The following is a 22,429-nucleotide window of genomic DNA, read 5'->3' on the forward strand; positions in this document are numbered from 1 at the left end:
GGGCACTATGATGCCGGAAATCTGAGAGACTCCACACCTCTCCCTTCATCAGTCCTGCTCCGGAGCAAATAGTTGGGATGCGTTCATCTCATTCCCCTATGGCGTAAAACTATGCTAAGGAAGAAAGGTACACCAACCAGTGAAGTTACAATTCCCACAGGGATGATGACACCCGGAATCAGGTTTTTGGAGGCAATGGAAGCGATTGATAACACCAAAGCACCAATTAAGGCACTCGCTGGTAAATAGAAACGGTGGTCTTCACCAAAAATCATTCTGGCGATATGAGGAGCCACCAATCCAATAAAGGCAATGGGGCCAACAAATGCAACCGCTAATGCTGTCAGAATACTGATACGCAGCAATGTTCCTAAACGAAGGCGGCTGATATTAATACCAAAACTAACCGCACGATCTTCTCCCAGACGCAATGCGGTCAGTTTCCAGGAGTTGCTCATTGAGATAGGCATAATAATGGAAAAAACTGACATCATAATGCCCAATTTTTCCCATGTCGCTCTGGAGAGGCTACCCATCGTCCAGAAAACCAGCCCCTGTAAGGTGTCTTCCGTGGCGATAAATTGCATTATAGAAACCAGAGCATCGAAGGTAAACACCATCGCAATACCGAACAACACAACACCAGAGGTTGCCACTCTTGTCCAACGGGTGATGCCATCAAGCATCAAAGCGGCTAGAAATGCAAAAAGAAAAGCGTTTGCCGAAATAAACCATTGTTCTGGGATTCCTGGAATACCGATTCCCAGCACAATCGCCAGTGCCGCACCAAAAGAAGCGGCATTGGAGACACCCAAAGTAAATGGGCTGGCTAGCGGGTTATTCAGGATTGTCTGCATTTCAGCGCCGGCCAGCCCAAGTGACAGGCCGATCACTACCGCCATCAAGGCATAGGGCAATCGAATATCCCAAACAATCACCCGCGTTCCTGCATCAACACTTTCCGGTGAAATCAGTGTTTGCCAGAGGGTATGCAAAGATAACCCTGATGGTCCCATTGTAAAATCCAGTACAACAGAGGTGCCAATCACCAAAACGATGAACAATATCCATGCAATACGTTGGCGCAGGATCTGACGATAATGTGCTTTTATATCGCACTCATTCAATTGTTGTTTCGCCATTGGCATAGGCTCGGTAGTAACACTCATTCTTATTACCCGTTACTGCTTATTTCTCACTGACCCAATACGTACCTGCTGTTCCAACAGCCAAGAATTTATTGTGTAGCTCTTTCAAAGTTTGTTGCGGATCTAAATCAGCAAATTTTTCAGGGTAGAACCATTTAGCAAAAACTTGCGTAACAACAACGTTGTAAGGCGAATTGTAGTAGTGATGCCAAATAGCGTGGCTGCGCCCTTCTTTCACTGCGGTTAAGTTATTGATACCTTTACGCTCAGTGATAGCTTTCAAACCAGCACGGGCAATATCAGCAGAAGTTTGGGCACCCATCTGAATCCCTATACCTTTATCACCCGGATCTTGTGCACCACTTGCAATATAGATATAAGGATCTTCCGCAATCACTTTTTCCAGATTCATTGTTCCCAACGGAGAAGAAAGTACATCTTTGGCGATGTTTTTGCCGCCTGCCAGGTCAATGAAATTACCCATGTTACCGTTACCCGCAGTACCACAGCAATCTTCGCTGGAACCTGCTCTTAACTCAATAAACACGGAAGGTTTCTGTGCATCTGGTATACGGTCAGTAATGTCAGTCACTACTTTCTGATTTTTTTCATAAAAATCAGCATAAGCATTAGCCTGCTCTTCACGATGCAGGACTTTACCCAGCATGCGGATGCTAGGTAATGTATTTTTCAGAGGATCGTTGCGAAAATCGACAAAAACAACAGGCACGCCCGCTTTTTCCAATTGTTTTACCAATTCACTATTTTTTCCCGGACCATGTCCGGACAGACCAAAAATAGCGACATCAGGATTTAGTGTAAGCACTTTTTCAGAACTGACACTATCAGCACTTGTGTTGCCAATCAGGGGAATATCATCAATTTCAGGGAATTTGGCTTTATAGATAGAGTAAGTTTGTGGATCCAGTTTACGGAAATCACCCTGCCAGCCAGCGATACGAGCCAGAGGTTTGTCCCCTTCCAATAATGCTATAGAGTGGAACAGACGCCCTTCACCTAACAAAATACGATTGACTTTCTCAGGCACTTCAACAGTACGTCCGGCAACATCAGTGACTGTTTCAGACCAAGACGAAAAACTCACCATCATGGCGGAGCCTGCCATTAGACCGATACTTATACTTTTCACGACTGCTCGAAATACAAACTTCACTTTAGTTAGCCTCTCAATGCAACAATTGTGGCGCTAACAATAAATCAAATAAGAATAATTATCAATGCGATTTACCTGATATATCTGAAATTTGCCCGCTATATTTTTTCGCTGCCCTTATGAAAAATAAAAACTGCCGCTTTCATCACAAAAAGAGCAGTTTTTTTGTCATATAAACGTAATAATGCGTTAATTAATAAGCATCATTTTATTGAACATTTATTAACAAGTTATTCCTTGTCAGTGTATTTGAATACCGGAAATTCCATCTCATGGTATTTAACAAAACGAGTTTTCTTTTTCATTTTGTAACCAAACCAGATAATTAGGAATAACGGAATACCAATATAAGTTGCGATAACGCCGTACCAGTCGATTGTATCTTGTAAAAAGGCCTGATAATTTTGCCCCAATGTAATCACCAGACACAAAATAAAGGCAAAAATAGGCCCGATTGGGAAGAAACCTGAACGATATGGAAGATTATTCAGATCCAAGCCTTGCGCAATATAGCCCTTACGGAAACGATAGTGGCTAATTGCAATTCCCAGCCATGCGATAAAACCCGTCATCCCAGAGGTATTCAATAACCACAGATATACGGTTTGATTTCCAAACATGGAACTGAGGAAACACAATCCAGCTACCACAGTTGTCACATAAAGTGCATTGCGTGGAACGCCACCTTTCGACAAGTGACCAAAAATTTTTGGGGCTTTACCTTCCCTTGCCAAGGTGAATAGCATACGAGTAGAGGCATACATTCCCGAATTTCCGGCTGAAAGCACAGCGGTCAATATCACTGCATTCATTATCGCAGCCGCGGACAACAGCCCTGCATTTTCAAATACCAAAGTAAATGGGCTAACACTGATATCCTTCACATCATTACGCAACAAGCTAGGATCAGTATACGGAATAATCAGGCTGATAATCAAAATTGCAAACACATAGAATAACAGGATCCGCCAAAACACCTTACGCACGGCGCGAGGGATATTTTTTGCCGGATCTTTAGATTCCCCAGCAGTAATACCGATCAGTTCTGTTCCCTGAAAAGAGAAACCGACAATCATTGCCACCCCAATCATTGCAGCGAAACCACCCGCAAATGGCGCATCATCGACTTCCCAGTTATGCCAGCCTGCGCTTTCAGCCCCTTTCATAATACCGGCGATCATTAGAATACCGATAATAATGAAGACGATTACCGTAGAAACCTTGATCAGAGAAAACCAATATTCTGCTTCGCCAAAGCCTTTAACTGAGATAAAATTCAGCAAAAAGATCAGACTAAGAAACAATGCACTCCATACCCAACCTGGAACATCATTAAACCAATACCCCATGACTAACTGTGCAGCCACGAGATCAACGGCAATGGTCACAGCCCAGTTATACCAGTAGTTCCATCCCAATGCGAAACCGAAGCCATCATCAACATATTTAGAACCATAGGTTGAAAATGATCCCGAAACCGGCATGTACGCCGCCAATTCGCCTAAACTGGTCATCAAGAAATACACCATTAAGCCAATTAATACATAGGAAAGTAAGGCTCCACCGGGACCCGCCTGGGAAATCGTTGCACCAGAAGCAACAAATAACCCCGTACCAATCGATCCACCAATAGCAATCATTGCCATATGCCGTGCTTTTAATTCCCGGCGTAGCGTTTTAGGGGCCTGATCCCGTGGCGTACATTGTTCTTGAGACATTCTATTCCTATATTATGAAAATAAATTTAATACGGAATTGTAACAAATCCTCGCCCCTAGAATAGCGGCGAATTCGTGGTTATAAGATACCTTCATAATCTACGGCCAATTATTAGCTATACGATTATATTTTTAATACTAATAACTAGTTACAATAACTCAGTAATTTTTTTAATGCATTGGACATATGTTTCTGACGATGATAAATCAGGTACAAAGTTCGGTTGAGATGCAATCCGGGCAGCACCAATTCAGTTAATGTTCCATTATTCAACTGTTCTTGGACAACCCGCCGTGAGAGGCAGCTGATTCCCATTCCATATTGAACGGCATGTTTGATCGCCTCCGAATTGCCTAATTCCATAGCAATATTGAATCGTGGTATTTGCGAAAACAGTAGATGATCCAGTATTTCCCTTGTTCCTGAACCTTTTTCTCTTAATATCCAAGGTCCATTAATCAAATCTTCTACAGTAAGCTGGCGCTGCAATAATGTGCTTTCTGGAGAGGAAAAAACAATCAATTCATCTTTCATCCATGGTTGCGTGATCAATTCGGGATCATGACACAAGCCTTCAATCAATCCCAAATCGACGCGAAATTCCACAACTGCCTTTATTACATCTTCAGTGTTGCTGATATTTAATTCTAAAGGTGTATCAGGATAATCCTGACGATATTTAGATAACATTTCAGGCAACATATAATTGCCAATCGTACTGCTGGCTGCCAATCGCAATGCCCCTAACTCAAGTTTGAAAAGTTGCTCGACTTCACCAGCCCGCTCAAGCAATGCCAATGCCTTGGGATAAAGCAAACGCCCATGTTCGTTGGTCACGAGTCGTTTCCCGACCCTATCGAACAGCTGTACACCTAATTGCCCTTCAAGGTCTGTCAGAGAAGCACTTACTGCGGACTGTGATAACGCCAGCTGTAGGGAAGCCTGTGTCGTTGAACCACTTTTCAGAACTTCTGCAAAAATCTCCAGTTGTCTCAGAGTGATACGCATATGGCCTCACGGGAAGCAAAATAAAAGAGAAAGGTAGTCTTGATTCTAGACAGTATTATGCAACTTAACAAAAGTCACACTTTTTTGATTTGTTTTTCTGGTTATATATATTTATTTTATCAATTTTATTGATTTTAAAATCTTCTATATACTTATTCCTAAAGTGTATAAGTGTAGAGTCGCCGTGATGTCTAAAAATCAACTGGAAGAATTGACAAAAACCACCATAAATAGCGCCTTAAAATTAGTGCCTGGTTTTATTTTAGTCGTTCTTCTGACAACACTAGCTATTTATATCAGCAGTATTCAGTGGTTTATTGATATGGGATTGGGCGTTCTGACATTGGCCATTCTATTAGGGATCATTGTAGGTAACACACTGTATCCCTTTTTTAAATCCATTTGTGATAAAGGTATCCATTTTTCCAAACACTACTTGCTGAGAGCAGGCATCATTTTTTATGGATTTAGGCTAACATTTCAGCAAATTACAGATATTGGCGCTACTGGGATGCTGATTGATGCCATTATGCTTTCTTCAACTTTTTTTATTACATTATGGGTAGGGCGCACTTTTTTTAAGCTAGATAGCCAAACTGTCATCTTAATCGGAGCAGGAAGCAGCATTTGTGGAGCGGCTGCGGTTATGGCAACAGAACCCGTGGTTAAAGCACCAGCCAATAAGGTTGCTATCGCTATTTCCACGGTGGTGATTTTTGGCACTATCTCAATTTTTATCTATCCTTGGTTTTATCAACTCAATACCCATTACCAATGGCTAAATTTCTCCCAAGAAACATTTGGTATTTTCTCTGGTTCAACCGTTCATGAAGTTGCTCAAGTTGTCGCCATTGGACATACATTAGGCAGTGATGCGGAAAATGCAGCCGTTATCAGCAAAATGTTCCGTGTTATGATGCTGGCACCATTTTTGCTCTTGCTTTCAGGTTATGTTAACCGCATGGAAGCAAAAAACAGCAGTAACAACCAAGAAAAATCCCAGATAACCATTCCCTGGTTTGCTGTATTTTTCATTATTACAGCAGGCTTCAATTCCTTTCACCTATTACCGGAATCCTTTGTTCACTTTATCATTGCCACTGATACTGTCATGCTAACAATGGCAATGGTTGCTTTAGGTTTAAACACCCACGTTAGTGCCATTCGCCAAGCTGGTGTTAAACCGATACTATTGGCACTTATTGTGTTTATTTGGTTGATGGCAGGAGGATTAATTATCAATCAAGGTGTTCATTATTTATTGAGATAGAAGAAGTTAATGCTAAATTGAATTGCTGTTTTTAGCTGAATTTTATCGGCAAGACGAAGAATGTCATAATGATAAAAAACAGGAGAAAAATATGAAATTTGTTGGAGCCCATGTGAGCGCTGCGGGTGGTGTCGATCAAGCGGTGATCCGTGCCCATGAATTAAACGCAACAGCATTTGCCCTGTTCACTAAAAATCAACGTCAGTGGCATGCCCCTCCGTTATCGACAGAAGTCATTGATAAATTTAAGGAAAATTGTGAGCGTTACGGCTATGGCAGTCGACAAATTCTTCCCCATGACAGCTATCTGATTAATCTTGGTCACCCTGAAACAGAAGCCCTGGAAAAATCTCGCGCTGCGTTTATTGATGAAATACAGCGTTGTGAGCAGTTAGGCATTGATTTACTGAATTTTCATCCCGGAAGTCATCTCAATAAAATTGATATTGATAAATGCCTAGCCCGTATCGCAGAATCTATTAATATGACTTTGGACAAGACACAGAATGTTATCGCAGTCATCGAAAATACGGCTGGACAAGGAACTAACCTAGGTTTTAAATTTGAACAGCTGGCTGCGATTATTGACGGTGTTGAAGACAAAACTCGCGTTGGTGTCTGTATTGATACCTGCCACGCTTTCGCAGCAGGTTACGACTTACGGACTGAAAAAGACTGCGACAAAACCTTCAAAGTCTTCGATGAAATTATTGGATTCAATTATTTGAAAGCTATGCACCTAAACGATGCCAAAAGTGAATTCTCGAGTCGAGTTGACCGACACCATAGCCTTGGTGAAGGTAATATCGGTAAAACACCTTTCAGTTATATTATGAAAGATGATCGCTTCAATGGTATTCCTTTGGTTCTTGAAACGATCAATCCAGATATTTGGGATCAAGAAATTGCTTGGCTGAAATCTCAGCAAAATTAATCATCTAACCGCGGTCAGTTCGATCCTTGACATCATTGCAGCAAGTTCAGTACGGCTTCTAATCCCAACATTCGGCTGGCTAACCGTAAGTGCGGAAACTGCGGTTGCCAGACGTAATGTATGTTCGCTGGATTCACGCATCAGCAAACCATAAACCAATCCACCAACCATAGAATCCCCCGCCCCAACCGTACTGATAACCTCACAATGCGGCGGTTTCGCCAACCATGCCCCAGAAGCATTAACCCATAATGCGCCTTGTTCTCCCAGTGAAATCACTACATGGGCAATCCCGCTATCGCGCAATTTATGGGCGACATCGATAACACTGTTTAAATCTGGTAGTGGTTTACCTGCCCAGACTTCCAATTCATGACGATTAGGTTTTACCAGCCACGGTGATGCCCTGAGGCCAGCAACCAGTGCTTCTCGGCTGCTATCAAAAATAACACAAGGACAATGGTGGCGTAATTGAATCATCCAATCCGCAAATAATTCTGGCGAGATCCCCTCTGGCAAACTGCCACTGACCACAACCATATTAAATTGGTCCATCCACATAAGAGAATCACTGACAAATTTGTTCCATTCATCCTCTGTCACGTAAAAACCGGAAAAATTAAAATCCGTCACTTCACCGTACTTTTCCGTCAGTTTCACATTAATACGCGTTCGTCCTGAGACTAAATGGAAACGATTCACCATGTTATTTTCGCTGAAAAATTGCTGAAACCCTTCCTGATTATCTTGCCCCAGAAAACCACTGACGGTGACATCGATACCCAAGTCACACAAAACCTTCGCAACATTATTCCCTTTACCAGCAGCATGAAACCCTGCTGTCTGTACACGGTTAACGGTTCCCTTGACAATATCTGGACATAAGCCAACTAAATCATAAGCTGGATTTAAAGTAATTGTGGCAACTCGACAGCTCATCTTGCCCAGTTTCTCCTGAATAAACAGTCATAAGTAAAATATAAGATTTCGCCGTTATTTATAACATCAAAATTGAATCGTTTCAGTTAAAATGACTACTAGACTGATCATTGTATTATCACTATCTGAAAGTAAAAAATATTCCACGAAAGAATTTTCCTCCTCCTGCCTTTGTATGAAAAATACCGCAAAAACGACTTATTTAACTTCCATAAATATTTATTTACACATATTGCTCATTACTGTATCGTTGCGCTAGTACAAGGTAATGCCATTCATCAGGAGTCTATATGACCATTGAGGTAACGCAGAATTTGAAACGCCCCTCCATATTCGGTGGCGCTATGATCATTGCCGGTACTGCTATCGGTGCTGGTATGTTTTCTATTCCGATTGTCACCTCAGGCGTATGGTTTACAGGATCAATTATTTTACTGGTGTATACCTGCGTATGCCTTTATTTTTCCAGTCTGATGATTCTTGAATCTAATCTGAATTATCCTATTGGTTCCAGCTTCCATACTGTTACCAAAGACTTACTAGGTAAAAGCTGGAGCATTCTGACCGGTTTATCCATCACCTTCGTTTTGTATATCCTGACCTATGCTTATATCTCAGCGGGAAGCTCAATCATACTCCACAATATTGAGCATATTCTTCCGATAAAACAGTCAGTAGCTGGCTTGATATTCGCCTTTATCGTTGCCTTTATTGTTTGGATATCCACTAAAGCAGTCGATCGTTTAAGCACAATATTAATCGGCGGGATGGTAATCACCTTTATCATGTCTGTCGGAGGCATGTTTACAGGTGTCAAAACAACCATTTTATTAAATTTGAACAACACCGACACAAGTTATTTACCTTACGCTTTGGGTGCCTTACCTTATCTGCTGACATCATTTGGCTATCACGGCAATGTCCCCGGGCTGGTTAAGTATTATCACAAAGACAGTAAAGCTGTTACTCGCAGTTTGCTATACGGTGTATTAATAACCTTGGTCATCTATATTTTGTGGCAGTACGCAATTCAGGGAAATATTCCCCGTGAAGCTTTCAAACAAATTATTGCCGATGGGGGTAATATTGGTAACTTACTGCAACAGATGGATAATACATCCGACAATCCAGCCGTGGCCCGCTTTTTAAATGCCTTTTCATATATGGCATTATCAAGTTCATTTTTAGGGGTATCACTGGGATTATTTGATTATCTGGCAGACTTTTTTAAATTCGATGACAGCGGAAAAGGACGTTTTAAAACAGCACTGATAACGTTTGCTCCACCTACTGTACTGGCATTGCTCTTTCCAAACGGCTTCCTGTATGCAATTGGTTTTGCGGGTCTTGCCGCAACAATGTGGGCAGTTATTATTCCTGCACTAATGGTTCGTGCCAGCCGTCAGCGTTATCCGGAATCTAACTACCGTGCTCCGGGAGGGAATCTCTTGATAGCCTTTGTTATCCTGTTCGGTTTGGTAAATGCAATAGCCCATATCCTTTCCTTGTTTGATTTGTTACCAACTTATCGTTAATGTTTTCCCTTTGCCCCAGTCTTTTAACTGGGGCATTCATTTCTTGCCTAATAAGTTGACTTGCTAAGTTGACTGCGAGTAATTTTGTCGCCACTTGAATCTTCATTCCACTATTTTCTTGTTCTAACGGAAGGTATCTATAGCTAAAACCAATAAAATTAAACGCGGTGCTGCGATCAACCATAATGGAAAATTACTGTTAGTGAAAGACATTGATATTCAGTCACTCAGCGCTTGTGGTGCCAGTACTCTGTACAAAATGCGTTTTACTGATATTCGTACTGTCCAAAAGGTGGAAGAGCGTTTCAAAGGTGATGATATTATCGAAACCATCACATTAACTCGCTGAAGTGTAAATCTTTCTTATATTGACGGAGATGAATATATTTTCATGGATGATGAAGACTTCACCCCTTATCATTTCAAAAAAGATCAAATTGAAGAGAAACTGCTGTTTATTCCAGAAGAAGGTTTATCAGGAATGCAGGTTCTGATAATAGATGGTCAATTACTGGCTATTGAATTGCCACAGACTGTTGATATGGTCATTGACGAAACATCACCGGGCATTAAAGGAGCCTCTGCAAGCGCGCGCACTAAACCAGCTAAAATGAGTACAGGATTAACTATTCAAGTTCCCGAATATCTCAGCTCCGGCGAAAAAATCCGCATTCAGTCAAAAATAATCCACATTAACAATTGCCACACGTTTCTGGTTATCTGTCCACTTCACACTGGAAACACCTATGTTACCAGGAAGTATGACTCTACCTGTTGTTTTGTGAGTTGAAATGATTTGCCTAATTGTGAGATTTTTTCCCAACCGATAGCAAGAAATATTGGCCTGAGTTTTTGATATGATAACCTGACATCCTGGGTCAACAATAGCACCTGAGAACCGAATTATTCCTCCTGTTGATTCGGCATATCCATAAGAAAGCCATGAAATCAATAAACCGCCAATGAATAATTTAAGATAATTTTGCATGGCTACCTCACTTTCGTTTTTCCATTAACTAAAACTCAGTTACCTTTATATCCTTCATTTCCATAATAACTATTTCATGTAAAAAAATACGACATCAACACTTTTTATTGATAAATATCAAATATAAACTTTTTTCTAAAAATAATGACAATATTTTTATTAAATAATTTATGTATATTAAATAAAACAAACAGAACAATTAAGCGCAATACTTTTTATTTATCTCGACCACAAATCAACATAATATCTCAATAAATTTGGATATAAAGTTATTCATATGTAGTTATTTGATAATAGTCAGACATCAATGTTGCGCTAAATATATATTTTCGGTACTGAAATGTGGATTGAGCTATTTTTCTAATATCAGGAAATCATCTTTTATATTAACAATAGAATAATTCATCGATGAAATGTCCAAATATACTGATATAATCACACCTTAACGATGCTCCCCTTAGTTATTACGCTTTCCTATAAATTTTGTTATAGTGCCATTCCTGTTAATTTGACTACTAAAGTCCATTTTCGCGTTAAATAGGTATTCCATGACTCGCAGTCACCCACTAGCCATACTTTTGCTTAATATCCTTGGTATCGCCTTGTTTCTCTCATGGTACCTACCAGAGAACCACGGTTTTTGGTTTCATATTGATTCCAGCATTTTTTATTTTTTTAATGAGAAACTGCTGCCAAATTCAAAATTCTCCCTATTTGTAGCTATCACTAATGTAAGAACATTTGATGTTATCTCACTTTTATGTATGGGACTGCTTTATTACAGCGCGTTTCGCAAACAGGATTATGCGGGTAAGCGTGGGCTTTTCATGCTTGGCCTAGTGATGCTAATCTCAGCTGTAATCATTAACCAAATTGGTCACCAAATTCCTGTCAACCGCCCTAGTCCAACATTGACATTTGAAGATGTTAATCGCATAGGGGAAACGACAAGTTGGCATACTAAAGATGCCTCCAAAGATAGCTTCCCTGGCGATCATGGGTTAATGCTTTTAATTTTCAGTAGCTTTATCCTTCGTTATATCTCTCGCGGCGCATTCTTTGTTGCTCTGTTGATTATGGTTGTTTTCGCCCTTCCCCGCATTATGGCCGGTGCTCACTGGTTTACAGACATTGCTGTCGGCTCCTTATCCCTGACACTGATTGGCATGAGCTGGGTATTATTAACTCCATTAAGTGACATTATCGCAAAATGGCTAGATAAGAAATTACCGCATATTAGACGACCTAGTTGATACTGCAATTATTGGGTAGATAGCAGATATCTGCCCAATATTATAAGGTATTTATCAAATCAGTATAAAAACATAATAAGCCTCTCTAACTCCTTAGTTACTAATCTAATTTTTTGTAAATAACCTTATTCATATCTCGCTTTTTATTAATGATTTCAGTACTCTTTTCTGCGTCCTTTTTATTAAAATAATTCGTTTTGTAAAGGTAATAATAAAATGTGTTGTTTCACACACTTTAGGAACATAAAAGTTGTTTATTCACCATATTATGACTAGGCTTTAGAATGTTTGGCTTTTTATGATGACGATAAGTCACGTTAAGAGTTGCAGGGGAAAATCAATACGATGGTCAAGTCTCAATCAATACTGAGATACATATTGCGGCTAATTCCCGCAATTCTAGCGGCAGTAGTGCTAACTGCATGTAGTTCACCAGATTCCAAGCTCCGTAATAAACAAACTGAGATGCATGCAGTAAACTCTCAGAAGCATTTCTTACTGCAATCATCTCAGGATGAATTTGAAACTTTGGTTAATAATTTAGATACTAAATCTAAGCTACTTAACCAATATGCAGACTGGAAAGGTGTTTCCTATCGTCTTGGTGGAAACACAAAGCGCGGCATTGACTGTTCAGCTTTTGTCCAGCGTACATTTCATGATCAGTTTGGCATGGCATTGCCTCGTTCCACGTTAGAACAACAAAATATTGGTCAAACCGTTAGCCGTTCTAAATTACGCGTAGGTGACTTGGTACTGTTCAAAACAGGGATTAGGATGCGTCATGTCGGCATTTACCTTGGTAATAATCAGTTTGTGCATGCTTCAACCAGTAGTGGAGTAATCGTATCCAAGCTGACAAATGCTTATTGGAGTAAACGTTACTATGGAGCAAGGCGAGTACTAGCAAAAAATACGAAAACCTCAATATAGCCAATACCAGCGAACACAGTCACTCATGACTCAGGAAACTCCCTTGCAGACAATAAAAAACGCTTCCATCCAGTAAGCGTTTTTTATTGATGAGTAAAAATTATAGCGGGTACAAAGCAGTTATATTTTCGGCTATTGCAGCACCTAATGTCTTGAGGCGACACATCACAGCGCTCTCATCTTCTTTCGCAAAGAATAAACATGGTTCTTCTTCCCACTCAATCACAGCACTTAATATCTGCATATCAGCAATAGACTGATTTATAACATGCAGTATATCCCGTGCTCTTTCGCCTTCATGGCTTAATAATTTCAGCCCTGCCAGGCTATTTTTCATATCTGCATCTTCTGTTGGCAAAATTTCAACTTTCGTACCAACAAAACCAGATGACCACCGATAACTTTGCGGCAGTCTGTGTACTACCGAAAGTTGGATATTATCCACATATCATTCCTATTAGAAATAACATTAATACATCTAACCACCAGCTGTAGGTTCTCGATTCGTCAAAACCGAATAACCACCCAATAAAAAAGTAAATAAAAAGTTAAAATAAAAATAAAACTATCGCCCTTCTTTCATTTTCCACCTTAAAAAAATGCGAGGTCTATCGCATTTTATATATATTTATACTGTTTAGGTAGAAAATTCAACTTATTTTTATGCAAGGTAATAACCTTTCATTAAATATTTATTTACATGTATGCTTTCTTCAAACTTTATCACATACAAATAAAAGAATAATATTCTTTATTTACAACCAATTAATTAATAATGGTTCCATTATTATCTACACTCACTTAAGGCGCAACAAAAAGTTAACAAAAAAACAAACAGAACGGTACTTGCCAGTACAAAGAAGTTAATAAATCTCCACATTTGTCCAATGATCATTCGCTATTTCCTGTCTATTAAGGCAATTAATCGCTTTTTTGCGTATTCAAGATACTTTAGGAAACAATACTCACTTAACCACTATCGGGCTGAGAAGAGGATCTTTAAAAACTATACTCAATGGATTTCAATATGCAGTGGGGTGGCAAAGGGAACGAATCCCAAAAACAACGGAGGATATAGAGCAAACAACAAGGCTGTCCAATATTAAAGGATAGCCTCAGAGAAATTTTATTTTTGCACCTTACGTGCATAGATAATAAGTGATACCGCTAATATCACACATAACACCATTGATCCTACCATTGGCCAAGCATTTTCCTCTGGCAATAAAGACAAAATAGCTCCCACTAACGCAGCAATACTAAAGCGGATAGTTCCAGCTAATGAAGAAACAGTTCCCGCCATATGGGGATAATCATCCAATACAACAGCCATAGTATTCGATGTGATCATGGAGATCCCGCTGATATAAATGGCAACACCAATTACCAGCGAAATAAACCCTAAATCGAACATTGTGCTAAAAAATAACCATAATCCCATAATGAATTGGACAAATAGCCCCACATGCAGCATTTTCAATGGGCCATATTTGTGAACACACTGGCTATTAATAGTCGCCATGATGGATAGGAAAATAATGTTCAATCCAAAATAGTGACCAAAATCCTGCGCAGACACGCCATTTAATTTAATGTAAACAAATGCGCCGACTGTAAGGAAAGAAAACATTCCTGCAAAGGAAAAACCGCTGGCTAATATATAGCACAATACCTGACGCTGCCTAAACAGCATAATAAACTGTTTCAATGTGGTTCTTAAGTGGAATCTCTGCCTTTTCTCTTTTGGTAACGTTTCCCTGATGAAAAAAGCGACCAAAGCTACAGCAATTACCGCAACAATAGCGATTGACCAGAAAATAGCATGCCAATTAAACCATATCATCACTATTCCACCCAACATGGGAGCCAATAGTGGTGCGATAACCATCACTAATGTCACAAAAGACATACTGCGGGAAAATTCCTCTTTCGTGAACATATCACGCATCAATGCGTTAATTACAACACCAGCCGCAGCAGCAGAAAAACCATGCAAGAAACGCATGGAGATAAAAGTATGAATATCTTGTGCCAAAGCACATGCTGCAGAAGATATGGCAAAGACAATGACACCGCCTAAAATAACAGGTTTGCGTCCTAAGCTATCTGACATTGGCCCATATATTATTTGCCCAATGGCGAACCCCAGAATATAGCTATTCTGCGTCATTTGCACCAAACCATCACTAACACCAAAATCTTCAGCGATCGTTGGCATACTCGGTAGATACATATCAATTGCCAATGGCATTAACATAGAGAGCAAGCCAAGGATCAAGACTAATCCCAAATAGGATAATCTCTGTTGTTGCACGTAGGTACTCCTAAAAATTGAAGGTTAAAAAATTATAATCTTGGCATCTGTATGCTATTTATTTCACTATCAGCCAGCGCTCGGTATTCCCCCGCTCCCAATGCTGGATCGAGATTAATTTCCCCAATTCGTTCCCTATGGAGTTCAACAACATAATTACCTACTGCCGCAAACATGCGTTTTACTTGGTGGTAGCGCCCTTCACTGATAGTTAAACGTACAATTTGAGGTTCAATAATTTCCAATTGTGCTGGTTTTGTTAGTGTTTTTTCACCATTCAACTGGATTCCGGCAAGGAATTTCTCCTCAATATCTCCCGATATCGGGTGTTCCAATGTAACAAGGTACGTTTTTTCACAATGATGCTTGGGAGATGTAATACGGTGTGACCACTGGCCATCATCAGTCAGCAGAACTAACCCTGTGGTATCAATATCTAATCGCCCTGCGGAATGTAATTTATGTGCAACGGGTTCATCAATAAAATATAAAATAGTCGGGTTTGAGGGATCATCTGTTGAACACACATATCCCTGAGGTTTATTCAACATAAAATAACGAGGGCCATTTAATTGTTGCAATATCGTTCCATCATAAGCAACTTGCTGATCGGGCTTCAATTTATAGGCACCTGTCTTGATAACTTCATTATCAACTGTAACTAATTCTGCCCGTAACTCACGTCCCACATCATTACGGCTAATACCTAACTGTTGTGATAAAAATTTATCCAATCGCATGAAATAGATCTACCTGATAAAAACATGAACACGCCTTTGATGATACAAATAACCTCAAGGCTACTATTAGGATATTAGATTACATAGATAATTTTTAGAATAATCATAACACAGAAAATTATAACAATAGTAAATCAATTGTTATCACTCGTCTAATTCCCTACGAAAACAAAGTAACAAATGCTTTCTCGTCAGCAAGGCTATACACAATGGATTTCAAGTTGCATCGCGACGGCAAGAGAGCAAATCCCCGGGAGCATAGATAACTATGTGACCGGGGTGAGCGAGCGCAGCCAACAAAGAGGTAGTTTGAAAGACGAAGTGTATAAATGAAAAATGTTATTATCTGCATCAATAATCTTTCACCTGATACCATGACAGTAACACAAAATGGCTTTTACTTTACGCCCTTATCAACAAGAAGCGATAGATGCTACCATCCGTTATTTCCGCCAACATGGAGATCCTGCTGTTATTGTTTTGCCAACAGGAGCAGGTAAAAGCCTTGTTATCGCTGAATTGGCAAAACTAGCTCACGGCCGTGTTTTAGTACTGGCACATGTCAAAGAGCTTGTGGCCCAGAATCACAGTAAATATTGTACTTATGGATTAAATGCAGATATTTTTTCAGCCGGACTCAATCAAAAACAAAGCGAAGGAAAAGTGGTTTTTGGCAGTATTCAGTCCATTGTCCGCAACCTGGGTCACTTTGACTACCACTTTTCATTACTAATCATTGATGAATGCCATCGCATTAGTGGCGATGAAAATAGCCAATATCAACAAATTATTCAGCAGCTACAAAAAAACAATCCTCAAATACGTATCTTAGGTTTAACTGCAACACCTTATCGTCTGGGTTCTGGCTGGATATACCAATACCATTATCATGGTATGATGCGCGGTGATGAACGATGTTTTTTCCGTGATTGTATTTATGAACTTCCCCTGCGCTATATGATTAAACACCACTTTCTGGTTCCTCCAGAAAGACTAGATATACCAGTAATACAATATGACTTCAGTCAGGTTCGTACCAGTCAACAAGGTATTTTCAACGAAGTTGAGCTAAACCGTGAGTTAAAACGCCAAAAACGTATTACACCGCATATCATCAAACAGATCATTGAATATGCCCAAGACCGGAAAGGAGTGATGATTTTTGCTGCTACGGTCGAACACGCCAAAGAAATTTCACAATTATTACCTGCCGATCAAGCCGCTTTTGTGAGCGCAGATACTCCTGCATCAGAACGAGATCTTTTAATTACTGCATTCAAGGAACAACGACTGTTCTACATGGTCAATGTTGCCGTACTCACAACAGGGTTTGATGCTCCCCATGTAGACTTAATTGCAATATTACGGCCAACAGAATCTGTCAGCCTCTACCAACAGATCATCGGGCGTGGATTACGTCTGTCTCCTGATAAAAAAGAGTGTTTAATTCTGGACTACGCAGGTAATCCCCATGATCTTTACACGCCAGAAGTTGGCAGCAGTAAGCCTAACTCACAAAGTCAACCGGTGCAGGTTTTTTGCCCCATCTGTCAGTTCGCCAATACTTTTTGGGGAACTTGCACCGTAGAGGGAAAGATCATTGAGCACTTTGGACGGCGCTGCCAAGGATGGGAAGAAGATGAAAATGGGAAACGACTGCAATGTGACTTCCGTTTTCGTTTCAAATCATGTCCACATTGTGGCCAAGAAAACGATATAGCGGCCCGACGTTGCCACCGCTGCGAAGAAGTACTGGTCGATCCTGATGATATGCTCAAAGCCGCCCTGAAACTCAAAGATGCTCTGGTTCTGCGCTGTGGTGGAATGCAATTGACACCAGGCCACGATAATAAAGGAGAATGGCTGAAAATTACGTATTACGACGAAGATGGTGCGGATGTATCAGAACTGTTCCGTTTATCCACTCCAGCCCAAAAGAAGGTATTTGAACTCCAATTCCTCCGCCAGCATCAACGCGCACCCGGTACAACATTTCTGTGGAAAACAGTGACAGATATCATTCATCAACTCTCTTTATTACGTCATCCTGATTTTATTGTCGCACGCAAAAAAGGCCAGTTTTGGCAAATTCGGGAAAAAATTTTTGACTATAAAGGACGATTTAGACGAGCTGATGATCTGTATTAAGGACATCCAATACCCACCGTAAAATACATTTCTATTTGCTGCCATATCGGATTTTCGTTAGAATGCCGTCCGCTTAGCGTAATACATAATGTTAAGCCAAGTATCGAGCCTGCTGCTGGGTCGCCTGTAGCAGGATTTATTTTCTTCTTTTATAGAGAAAAAATGATGTTAACTATTAATGCGAAAGTACGTCAAGAGCAGGGTAAGGGTGCGAGCCGCCGCCTGCGTAGAGCTAACAAGTTTCCAGCGATCATCTATGGCGGTAACCAAGAGCCAGTTTCTATCGAACTGGATCACGATGCAGTTATCAACCACGAAAGCAAACCAGAATTCTACGAAGTTATGACTCTGGTTGTTGATGGTAAAGAAACTAAAGTTAAAGTGCAGGCAGTACAGCGTCATCCGTTTAAACCTAAACTGACGCACATCGATTTCCTGCGTGCTTAATTAGCCACAGTCGAGCTTTTATCGGGACGCCGAGTAAATAACGCCGCATTTGCGGCGTTATTTATTTCTACAGCTTAATATATTTAATTATTCATATTGACTATCAAAATTAGCGATTACCACTACCACGACGTTGTAATTGATCACGTAGATTCGGTGGAGTACCTTTAATTGTCAATGTATCCGTAACTGGGTCCCAAAAAATCCTTTCTCCCATTAACATTGCATCAAAATTTATGGTCAGCCCTCCGCCACTACCTGCGAATTTTGTCAATTGGCGCAATGTCCCACGATCAGCAGGGAAACTTTCTTCCAATTCATATCCCTGTTTCTGTGAAAACTGCTGGAAACTTTGCTCACCCAGAGCTGGTAATTCTTGGGATAGTTCTTGTAATTTAATCTCTTCGCCTGCCTGCAATTGCTCATTACAGTAACCATAAACTTGCTGGCGATAAGCCTGACGTTCATTTTTATCCAACTGTACCGATTCACAATAATCATCCACAGCCTGCAACAGCCCCTTATTCTGTACTTTCGCATTCATTCCTTCACTGGCAGCCAGAAAGTCCATAAAAAAATCAGAAACTTTTCGCCCTATCCTCCCTTTGAGGAAAGTCAAATAACGGCTGGATTCAGGATTAGTTTCCCACTCAGTCAAATCGATTCTCGCAACAATGTCAGCATGAGGAATATCAAGATATTGCGTCGTGTTCACATCAAGTTCATCATTGACAGACATACTGTTACAGCTATTAAGGGTTGCTATGAGCAAATATTCCACCGTCAGGTATCTATATTGACAAAACAACACCGTTCCACCTTCTGCAAACGGATACTTTGCCAACTCATCTCTCAGACGCACGGTTGCTGCTCGGCTAAAACCAAGAAAATCCTCATCTCCTTTACGCAAATGACGAAGGGATTCTGCCAGTTCACTCTCTTCATTGAACAAACCGTAAGCTTTGCTCTTCGCGCTATATACACGATGTAATTCCGCCATCATCTCTTCGACAACTTGATTAGCATCCAGAAGAGAATCGCGCAAAATTACTTCTAACGTTTGTTCGTCACGTTTAATCAACCGATGTAACGCGATCTGGGTAATTTCCAGACTCATTATTTATACTCCTTTTGCAGCTTTGACCGTACAGGCTCTTGCGGTTAGCGACGTATTCAAACATCGTTATCTTTCTGCTGCAATCAAAAACCCAAATGATGGAAAAACGTTCACAAATTAATTATCAACATTCAACATATCAAAGACTAAAAGGATGCAACAGATTCAAGAATGGCAACAACTTCCACAATAAGGAATTAATTTGTTATAAAAAAGCGGAAAATCCCCCTTCTATACGGTAAGATATGGGGCTTTGTACATTCAGGATATTTGATTTATGCCACAGTCATCTCGCTATAGCGATGAAAAAGTTGAACATTTATTAACTGAATTAGTAAATGTTTTCGAGAAAAACCATACGCCAACTGACCTCACCTTGATGGTTTTGGGCAATATGGTAACGAATTTAATTAATACGAGCATTGCTCCTGCGCAGCGCAAGCACATCGCAGACTCATTTGCACGCGCGTTACAGTCTTCAATTAACGAAGATAAAGCGCATTAATTTACTTAAACCTTGACGTAAAGAAAATATGGTGACTAACCGTCAGCATTACCGCGAAAAAGTTTCTCAGATGATCAGTTGGGGGCACTGGTTCGCACTGTTCAACATCGTGTTCAGTCTTGTGCTGGGCAGTCGCTATTTATTTGCATCTGACTGGCCGGGTTCACTGTTTGGTCGCGTCTATGCGCTGGTCAGTTGGCTCGGCCACTTCAGCTTTATCGTCTTTGCCATTTACTTACTTATCTTATTCCCGCTAACATTTATTGTTATGTCTCAGCGGTTATTAAGGTTTCTTTCAGCTGCATTAGCAACAGCAGGATTAACGCTGTTAATCTTCGATTCCTCCATCTATGTTCGCTTTCACTTACACTTAACCCCACTGGTTTGGGATTTAGTGATTAATCCAGAACAAGGCGAATTGGCAAGGGAATGGCAACTAATGTTCATCTGTATACCTATTATTTTTCTGATACAGATGCTCTTTGGTACATGGAGCTGGCAAAAACTACGTAGCCTGAGTCGACAACGATTTGGCAAGCCATTGGCAGCCGTATTTATTACCACTTTTATAGCTTCCCATCTTATGTATATTTGGGCAGATGCTAATTTCTATCGTCCAATTACCATGCAGCGCTCAAACTTACCGCTTTCTTATCCAATGACTGCCCGTAAATTCCTTGAAAAGCATGGACTACTGGATCAACAAGAATATCAACGCCGTATTAATCAACAAGGAAATCCGGCGGCACTAAGCGTCGATTATCCACTGAATAACCTCTCCTACCATGATACCGGACGCGGCTATAACTTGCTCTTGCTCGTCGTAGATGGGCTGGATAATCAAGATATCCTCACGGATATGCCAACCTTGCAACACTTTGCGAAGAAAAATATCCAGTTTACTCAACACTTCAGTACTGGTGTTAAGAACGATACTGCATTATTTGGTTTATTCTATGGCATATCATCGGGTTATCTGGACGGTATACTCAATGCAAGAAAATCATCCGCACTTATTGATGCACTGGCGCATCAGAGGTATCAATTTGGTCTTTTTTCTTCAGATGGATTTGAAACCCCACTTTACCGTCAAGCTATTTTAACCGATTACTCATTGCCAAATACCAATAAACAGAACGATAACTTAACTGTGTCCCAATGGCGTCATTGGTTGGATCTACGTAATAATTCAACACCGTGGTTCTCATTCCTGGATATTAATGGTCTCACATATCCATCAAGTAACTTTGATAAAAAAGCGCTGGATACAGAAATCAACACTGTTTTAGAAACTTTGACCAATAAAGGCATCCTGAATAAAACTATCATCGTGATTACAGCCAAGCAGAGCAAAGACGCGACAAACCGCTCAGTATCATGGTTTACCGGGGATAAATTCAACCGCGAAAAAATCCATGTTCCCCTGATAATTCACTGGCCAGATACACCAGCGCAAGTAGTAAATAAACTAACCAATCATCAGGATATCATGACAACGTTAATGCAGCGCTTACTGCACGTAAGTAATTCTCCAGAAGATTATTCACAAGGAGAAGATCTCTTCAACGCTCAGAGAGAAAATCCATGGCTGATTACTGGTAATGACGGCTCATTAATAGTTACAACCGCTACAAACACCATTTATCTTTCTAAAGATGGGGAATATCATCTATATGATTTGGATGGCAATGAAATTCAGCCTATCAAACCAAACCTAGCTCAACTATTACAGATATTAACTGAAGTGAAACGTTTTTTAGCGAATTAATCGTTTAAAAATCAAGCACTCATTAAGTTAGGGGATTGCTTTGAAAATAAAAAACGGTAGTATAGGAAAAGTCATCGGCATGTAGCGCAGCTTGGTAGCGCACCGTCATGGGGTGTCGGGGGTCGTAGGTTCAAATCCTATCATGCCGACCAAATTTCCCCAGAAAAACCAACCTGTTACGGTTGGTTTTTTTATAGGTGGAATTTGCTTAGTTAAAACCTCATCTAATACTTACACCTTAAGATAATATAAAAGAATCAAATCTTACTTATCTATTTTTATTAATTATCTTAAACAAGAATCACTTAACTTAAGCAAATCTTCCTAGCATACCTCTATCATAAATTAAGCATTTATAATTGACTAATTTTGTTATAAATATCCCTATGCACTTCCATAAAAAATGAATTAAATTTCATATATAACAACTACTATAATAAAAATAAGTAACTTTACTTATTTTACAGTCAAGCATGAAAAATAGGAAAC

18 protein-coding genes, 1 tRNA gene and 1 pseudogene are annotated in these 22,429 nt (G+C 40.1%); 11 read left to right on the forward strand and 9 right to left on the reverse strand.

The genetic code is table 11. The annotated features are described in order from the left end of the window. Positions 1–83: 83 nt before the first annotated feature. The 4 genes from BM329_RS03050 to yieE form a co-directional block, all read right to left on the reverse strand. Positions 84–1,169 carry a FecCD family ABC transporter permease gene (locus tag BM329_RS03050; RefSeq protein ID WP_092548730.1) on the reverse strand — a complete coding sequence of 362 codons (1,086 nt, stop codon included), beginning with the start codon at positions 1,167–1,169 and terminating at the stop codon, positions 84–86. A 19-nt stretch (positions 1,170–1,188) separates the two neighbouring features. Then, on the reverse strand, positions 1,189–2,322 hold the full coding sequence (locus tag BM329_RS03055) for an ABC transporter substrate-binding protein (RefSeq protein WP_092548733.1): 1,134 nt from the start codon (positions 2,320–2,322) through the stop codon (positions 1,189–1,191). 230 nt (positions 2,323–2,552) lie between these two features. Beyond that, positions 2,553–4,040, reverse strand: coding sequence for an amino acid permease (locus BM329_RS03060; protein ID WP_092548736.1), 1,488 nt, complete (start codon positions 4,038–4,040; stop codon positions 2,553–2,555). Positions 4,041–4,185: 145 nt separating this feature from the next. After that, positions 4,186–5,049, reverse strand: a complete 864-nt coding sequence (yieE, locus tag BM329_RS03065) for a DNA-binding transcriptional regulator YeiE (RefSeq protein WP_092548739.1) — start codon at positions 5,047–5,049, stop codon at positions 4,186–4,188. A gap of 187 nt (positions 5,050–5,236) precedes the next feature. On the opposite strand from yieE, the gene BM329_RS03070 reads away from it, so the two are divergent. After that, positions 5,237–6,319, forward strand: coding sequence for a YeiH family protein (locus BM329_RS03070; RefSeq protein WP_092548742.1), 1,083 nt, complete (start codon positions 5,237–5,239; stop codon positions 6,317–6,319). A gap of 91 nt (positions 6,320–6,410) precedes the next feature. Further along, positions 6,411–7,253 (forward strand): deoxyribonuclease IV, encoded by an 843-nt coding sequence (gene nfo, locus BM329_RS03075; protein WP_092548745.1) that lies wholly within the window; start codon positions 6,411–6,413, stop codon positions 7,251–7,253. On the opposite strand, the gene fruK is transcribed toward nfo, so the two are convergent. Continuing rightward, entirely contained in the window at positions 7,254–8,192 is a 939-nt protein-coding gene (gene fruK, locus BM329_RS03080) for a 1-phosphofructokinase (RefSeq protein ID WP_092548749.1), read from the reverse strand. It lies immediately after the preceding gene. A 290-nt stretch (positions 8,193–8,482) separates the two neighbouring features. Between fruK and mtr the strand changes: the two genes are divergently transcribed. The 4 genes and pseudogenes from mtr (at position 8,483) to mepS (ending at position 12,901) form a co-directional block, all read left to right on the forward strand. Further along, a complete protein-coding gene (gene mtr / locus BM329_RS03085) occupies positions 8,483–9,727 on the forward strand; it encodes a tryptophan permease (protein WP_092548752.1) in 1,245 nt (414 codons plus the stop codon). A gap of 139 nt (positions 9,728–9,866) precedes the next feature. Beyond that, positions 9,867–10,400 (forward strand): annotated as a pseudogene (gene efpL / locus BM329_RS03090) (elongation factor P-like protein EfpL); the annotation flags it as partial. Positions 10,401–11,263: 863 nt separating this feature from the next. After that, positions 11,264–11,968 carry a phosphatase PAP2 family protein gene (locus BM329_RS03100; RefSeq protein ID WP_092548758.1) on the forward strand — a complete coding sequence of 235 codons (705 nt, stop codon included), beginning with the start codon at positions 11,264–11,266 and terminating at the stop codon, positions 11,966–11,968. Positions 11,969–12,313: 345 nt separating this feature from the next. Then, on the forward strand, positions 12,314–12,901 hold the full coding sequence (mepS, locus tag BM329_RS03105) for a bifunctional murein DD-endopeptidase/murein LD-carboxypeptidase (RefSeq protein ID WP_092548761.1): 588 nt from the start codon (positions 12,314–12,316) through the stop codon (positions 12,899–12,901). Positions 12,902–13,001: 100 nt separating this feature from the next. Here mepS and BM329_RS03110 read toward each other — a convergent pair whose 3' ends face one another. The 3 genes from BM329_RS03110 to rsuA all read right to left on the reverse strand — a co-directional run bounded on the left by BM329_RS03110 (position 13,002) and on the right by rsuA (position 15,955). Continuing rightward, positions 13,002–13,346: a YejG family protein gene (locus tag BM329_RS03110; protein WP_092548764.1), complete on the reverse strand. Its 345-nt coding sequence runs from the start codon at positions 13,344–13,346 to the stop codon at positions 13,002–13,004. 681 nt (positions 13,347–14,027) lie between these two features. Beyond that, positions 14,028–15,215: a Bcr/CflA family multidrug efflux MFS transporter gene (locus BM329_RS03115; protein ID WP_092548767.1), complete on the reverse strand. Its 1,188-nt coding sequence runs from the start codon at positions 15,213–15,215 to the stop codon at positions 14,028–14,030. A gap of 32 nt (positions 15,216–15,247) precedes the next feature. Further along, positions 15,248–15,955: a 16S rRNA pseudouridine(516) synthase RsuA gene (gene rsuA / locus BM329_RS03120; RefSeq protein WP_092548770.1), complete on the reverse strand. Its 708-nt coding sequence runs from the start codon at positions 15,953–15,955 to the stop codon at positions 15,248–15,250. A gap of 390 nt (positions 15,956–16,345) precedes the next feature. Between rsuA and radD the strand changes: the two genes are divergently transcribed. Continuing rightward, positions 16,346–18,103, forward strand: a complete 1,758-nt coding sequence (gene radD, locus BM329_RS03125) for a DNA repair helicase RadD (RefSeq protein ID WP_092548773.1) — start codon at positions 16,346–16,348, stop codon at positions 18,101–18,103. Between the two features lie 165 nt (positions 18,104–18,268). Continuing rightward, the gene (gene rplY, locus BM329_RS03130; RefSeq protein ID WP_092548947.1) at positions 18,269–18,550 is read left to right on the forward strand and encodes a 50S ribosomal protein L25; all 282 of its coding nucleotides are present in this window, start codon (positions 18,269–18,271) and stop codon (positions 18,548–18,550) included. A 109-nt stretch (positions 18,551–18,659) separates the two neighbouring features. Here rplY and yejK read toward each other — a convergent pair whose 3' ends face one another. Continuing rightward, positions 18,660–19,667 carry a nucleoid-associated protein YejK gene (gene yejK, locus BM329_RS03135; RefSeq protein WP_092548776.1) on the reverse strand — a complete coding sequence of 336 codons (1,008 nt, stop codon included), beginning with the start codon at positions 19,665–19,667 and terminating at the stop codon, positions 18,660–18,662. Positions 19,668–19,944: 277 nt separating this feature from the next. Here yejK and BM329_RS03140 point away from each other — a divergent pair, with 277 nt between their 5' ends. The 3 genes from BM329_RS03140 (at position 19,945) to BM329_RS03150 (ending at position 22,092) form a co-directional block, all read left to right on the forward strand. Then, a complete protein-coding gene (locus BM329_RS03140; RefSeq protein ID WP_092548779.1) occupies positions 19,945–20,172 on the forward strand; it encodes a YejL family protein in 228 nt (75 codons plus the stop codon). Between the two features lie 28 nt (positions 20,173–20,200). Then, complete coding sequence (gene yejM, locus BM329_RS03145; RefSeq protein WP_092548782.1) at positions 20,201–21,940, forward strand: LPS biosynthesis-modulating metalloenzyme YejM; 1,740 nt, start codon at positions 20,201–20,203, stop codon at positions 21,938–21,940. A 75-nt stretch (positions 21,941–22,015) separates the two neighbouring features. Further along, positions 22,016–22,092, forward strand: a tRNA-Pro gene (locus BM329_RS03150). Positions 22,093–22,429 lie beyond the last annotated feature (337 nt).

The sequence above is a fragment of the Xenorhabdus koppenhoeferi genome, assembly GCF_900116635.1.
Lineage (GTDB): Bacteria > Pseudomonadota > Gammaproteobacteria > Enterobacterales > Enterobacteriaceae > Xenorhabdus > Xenorhabdus koppenhoeferi.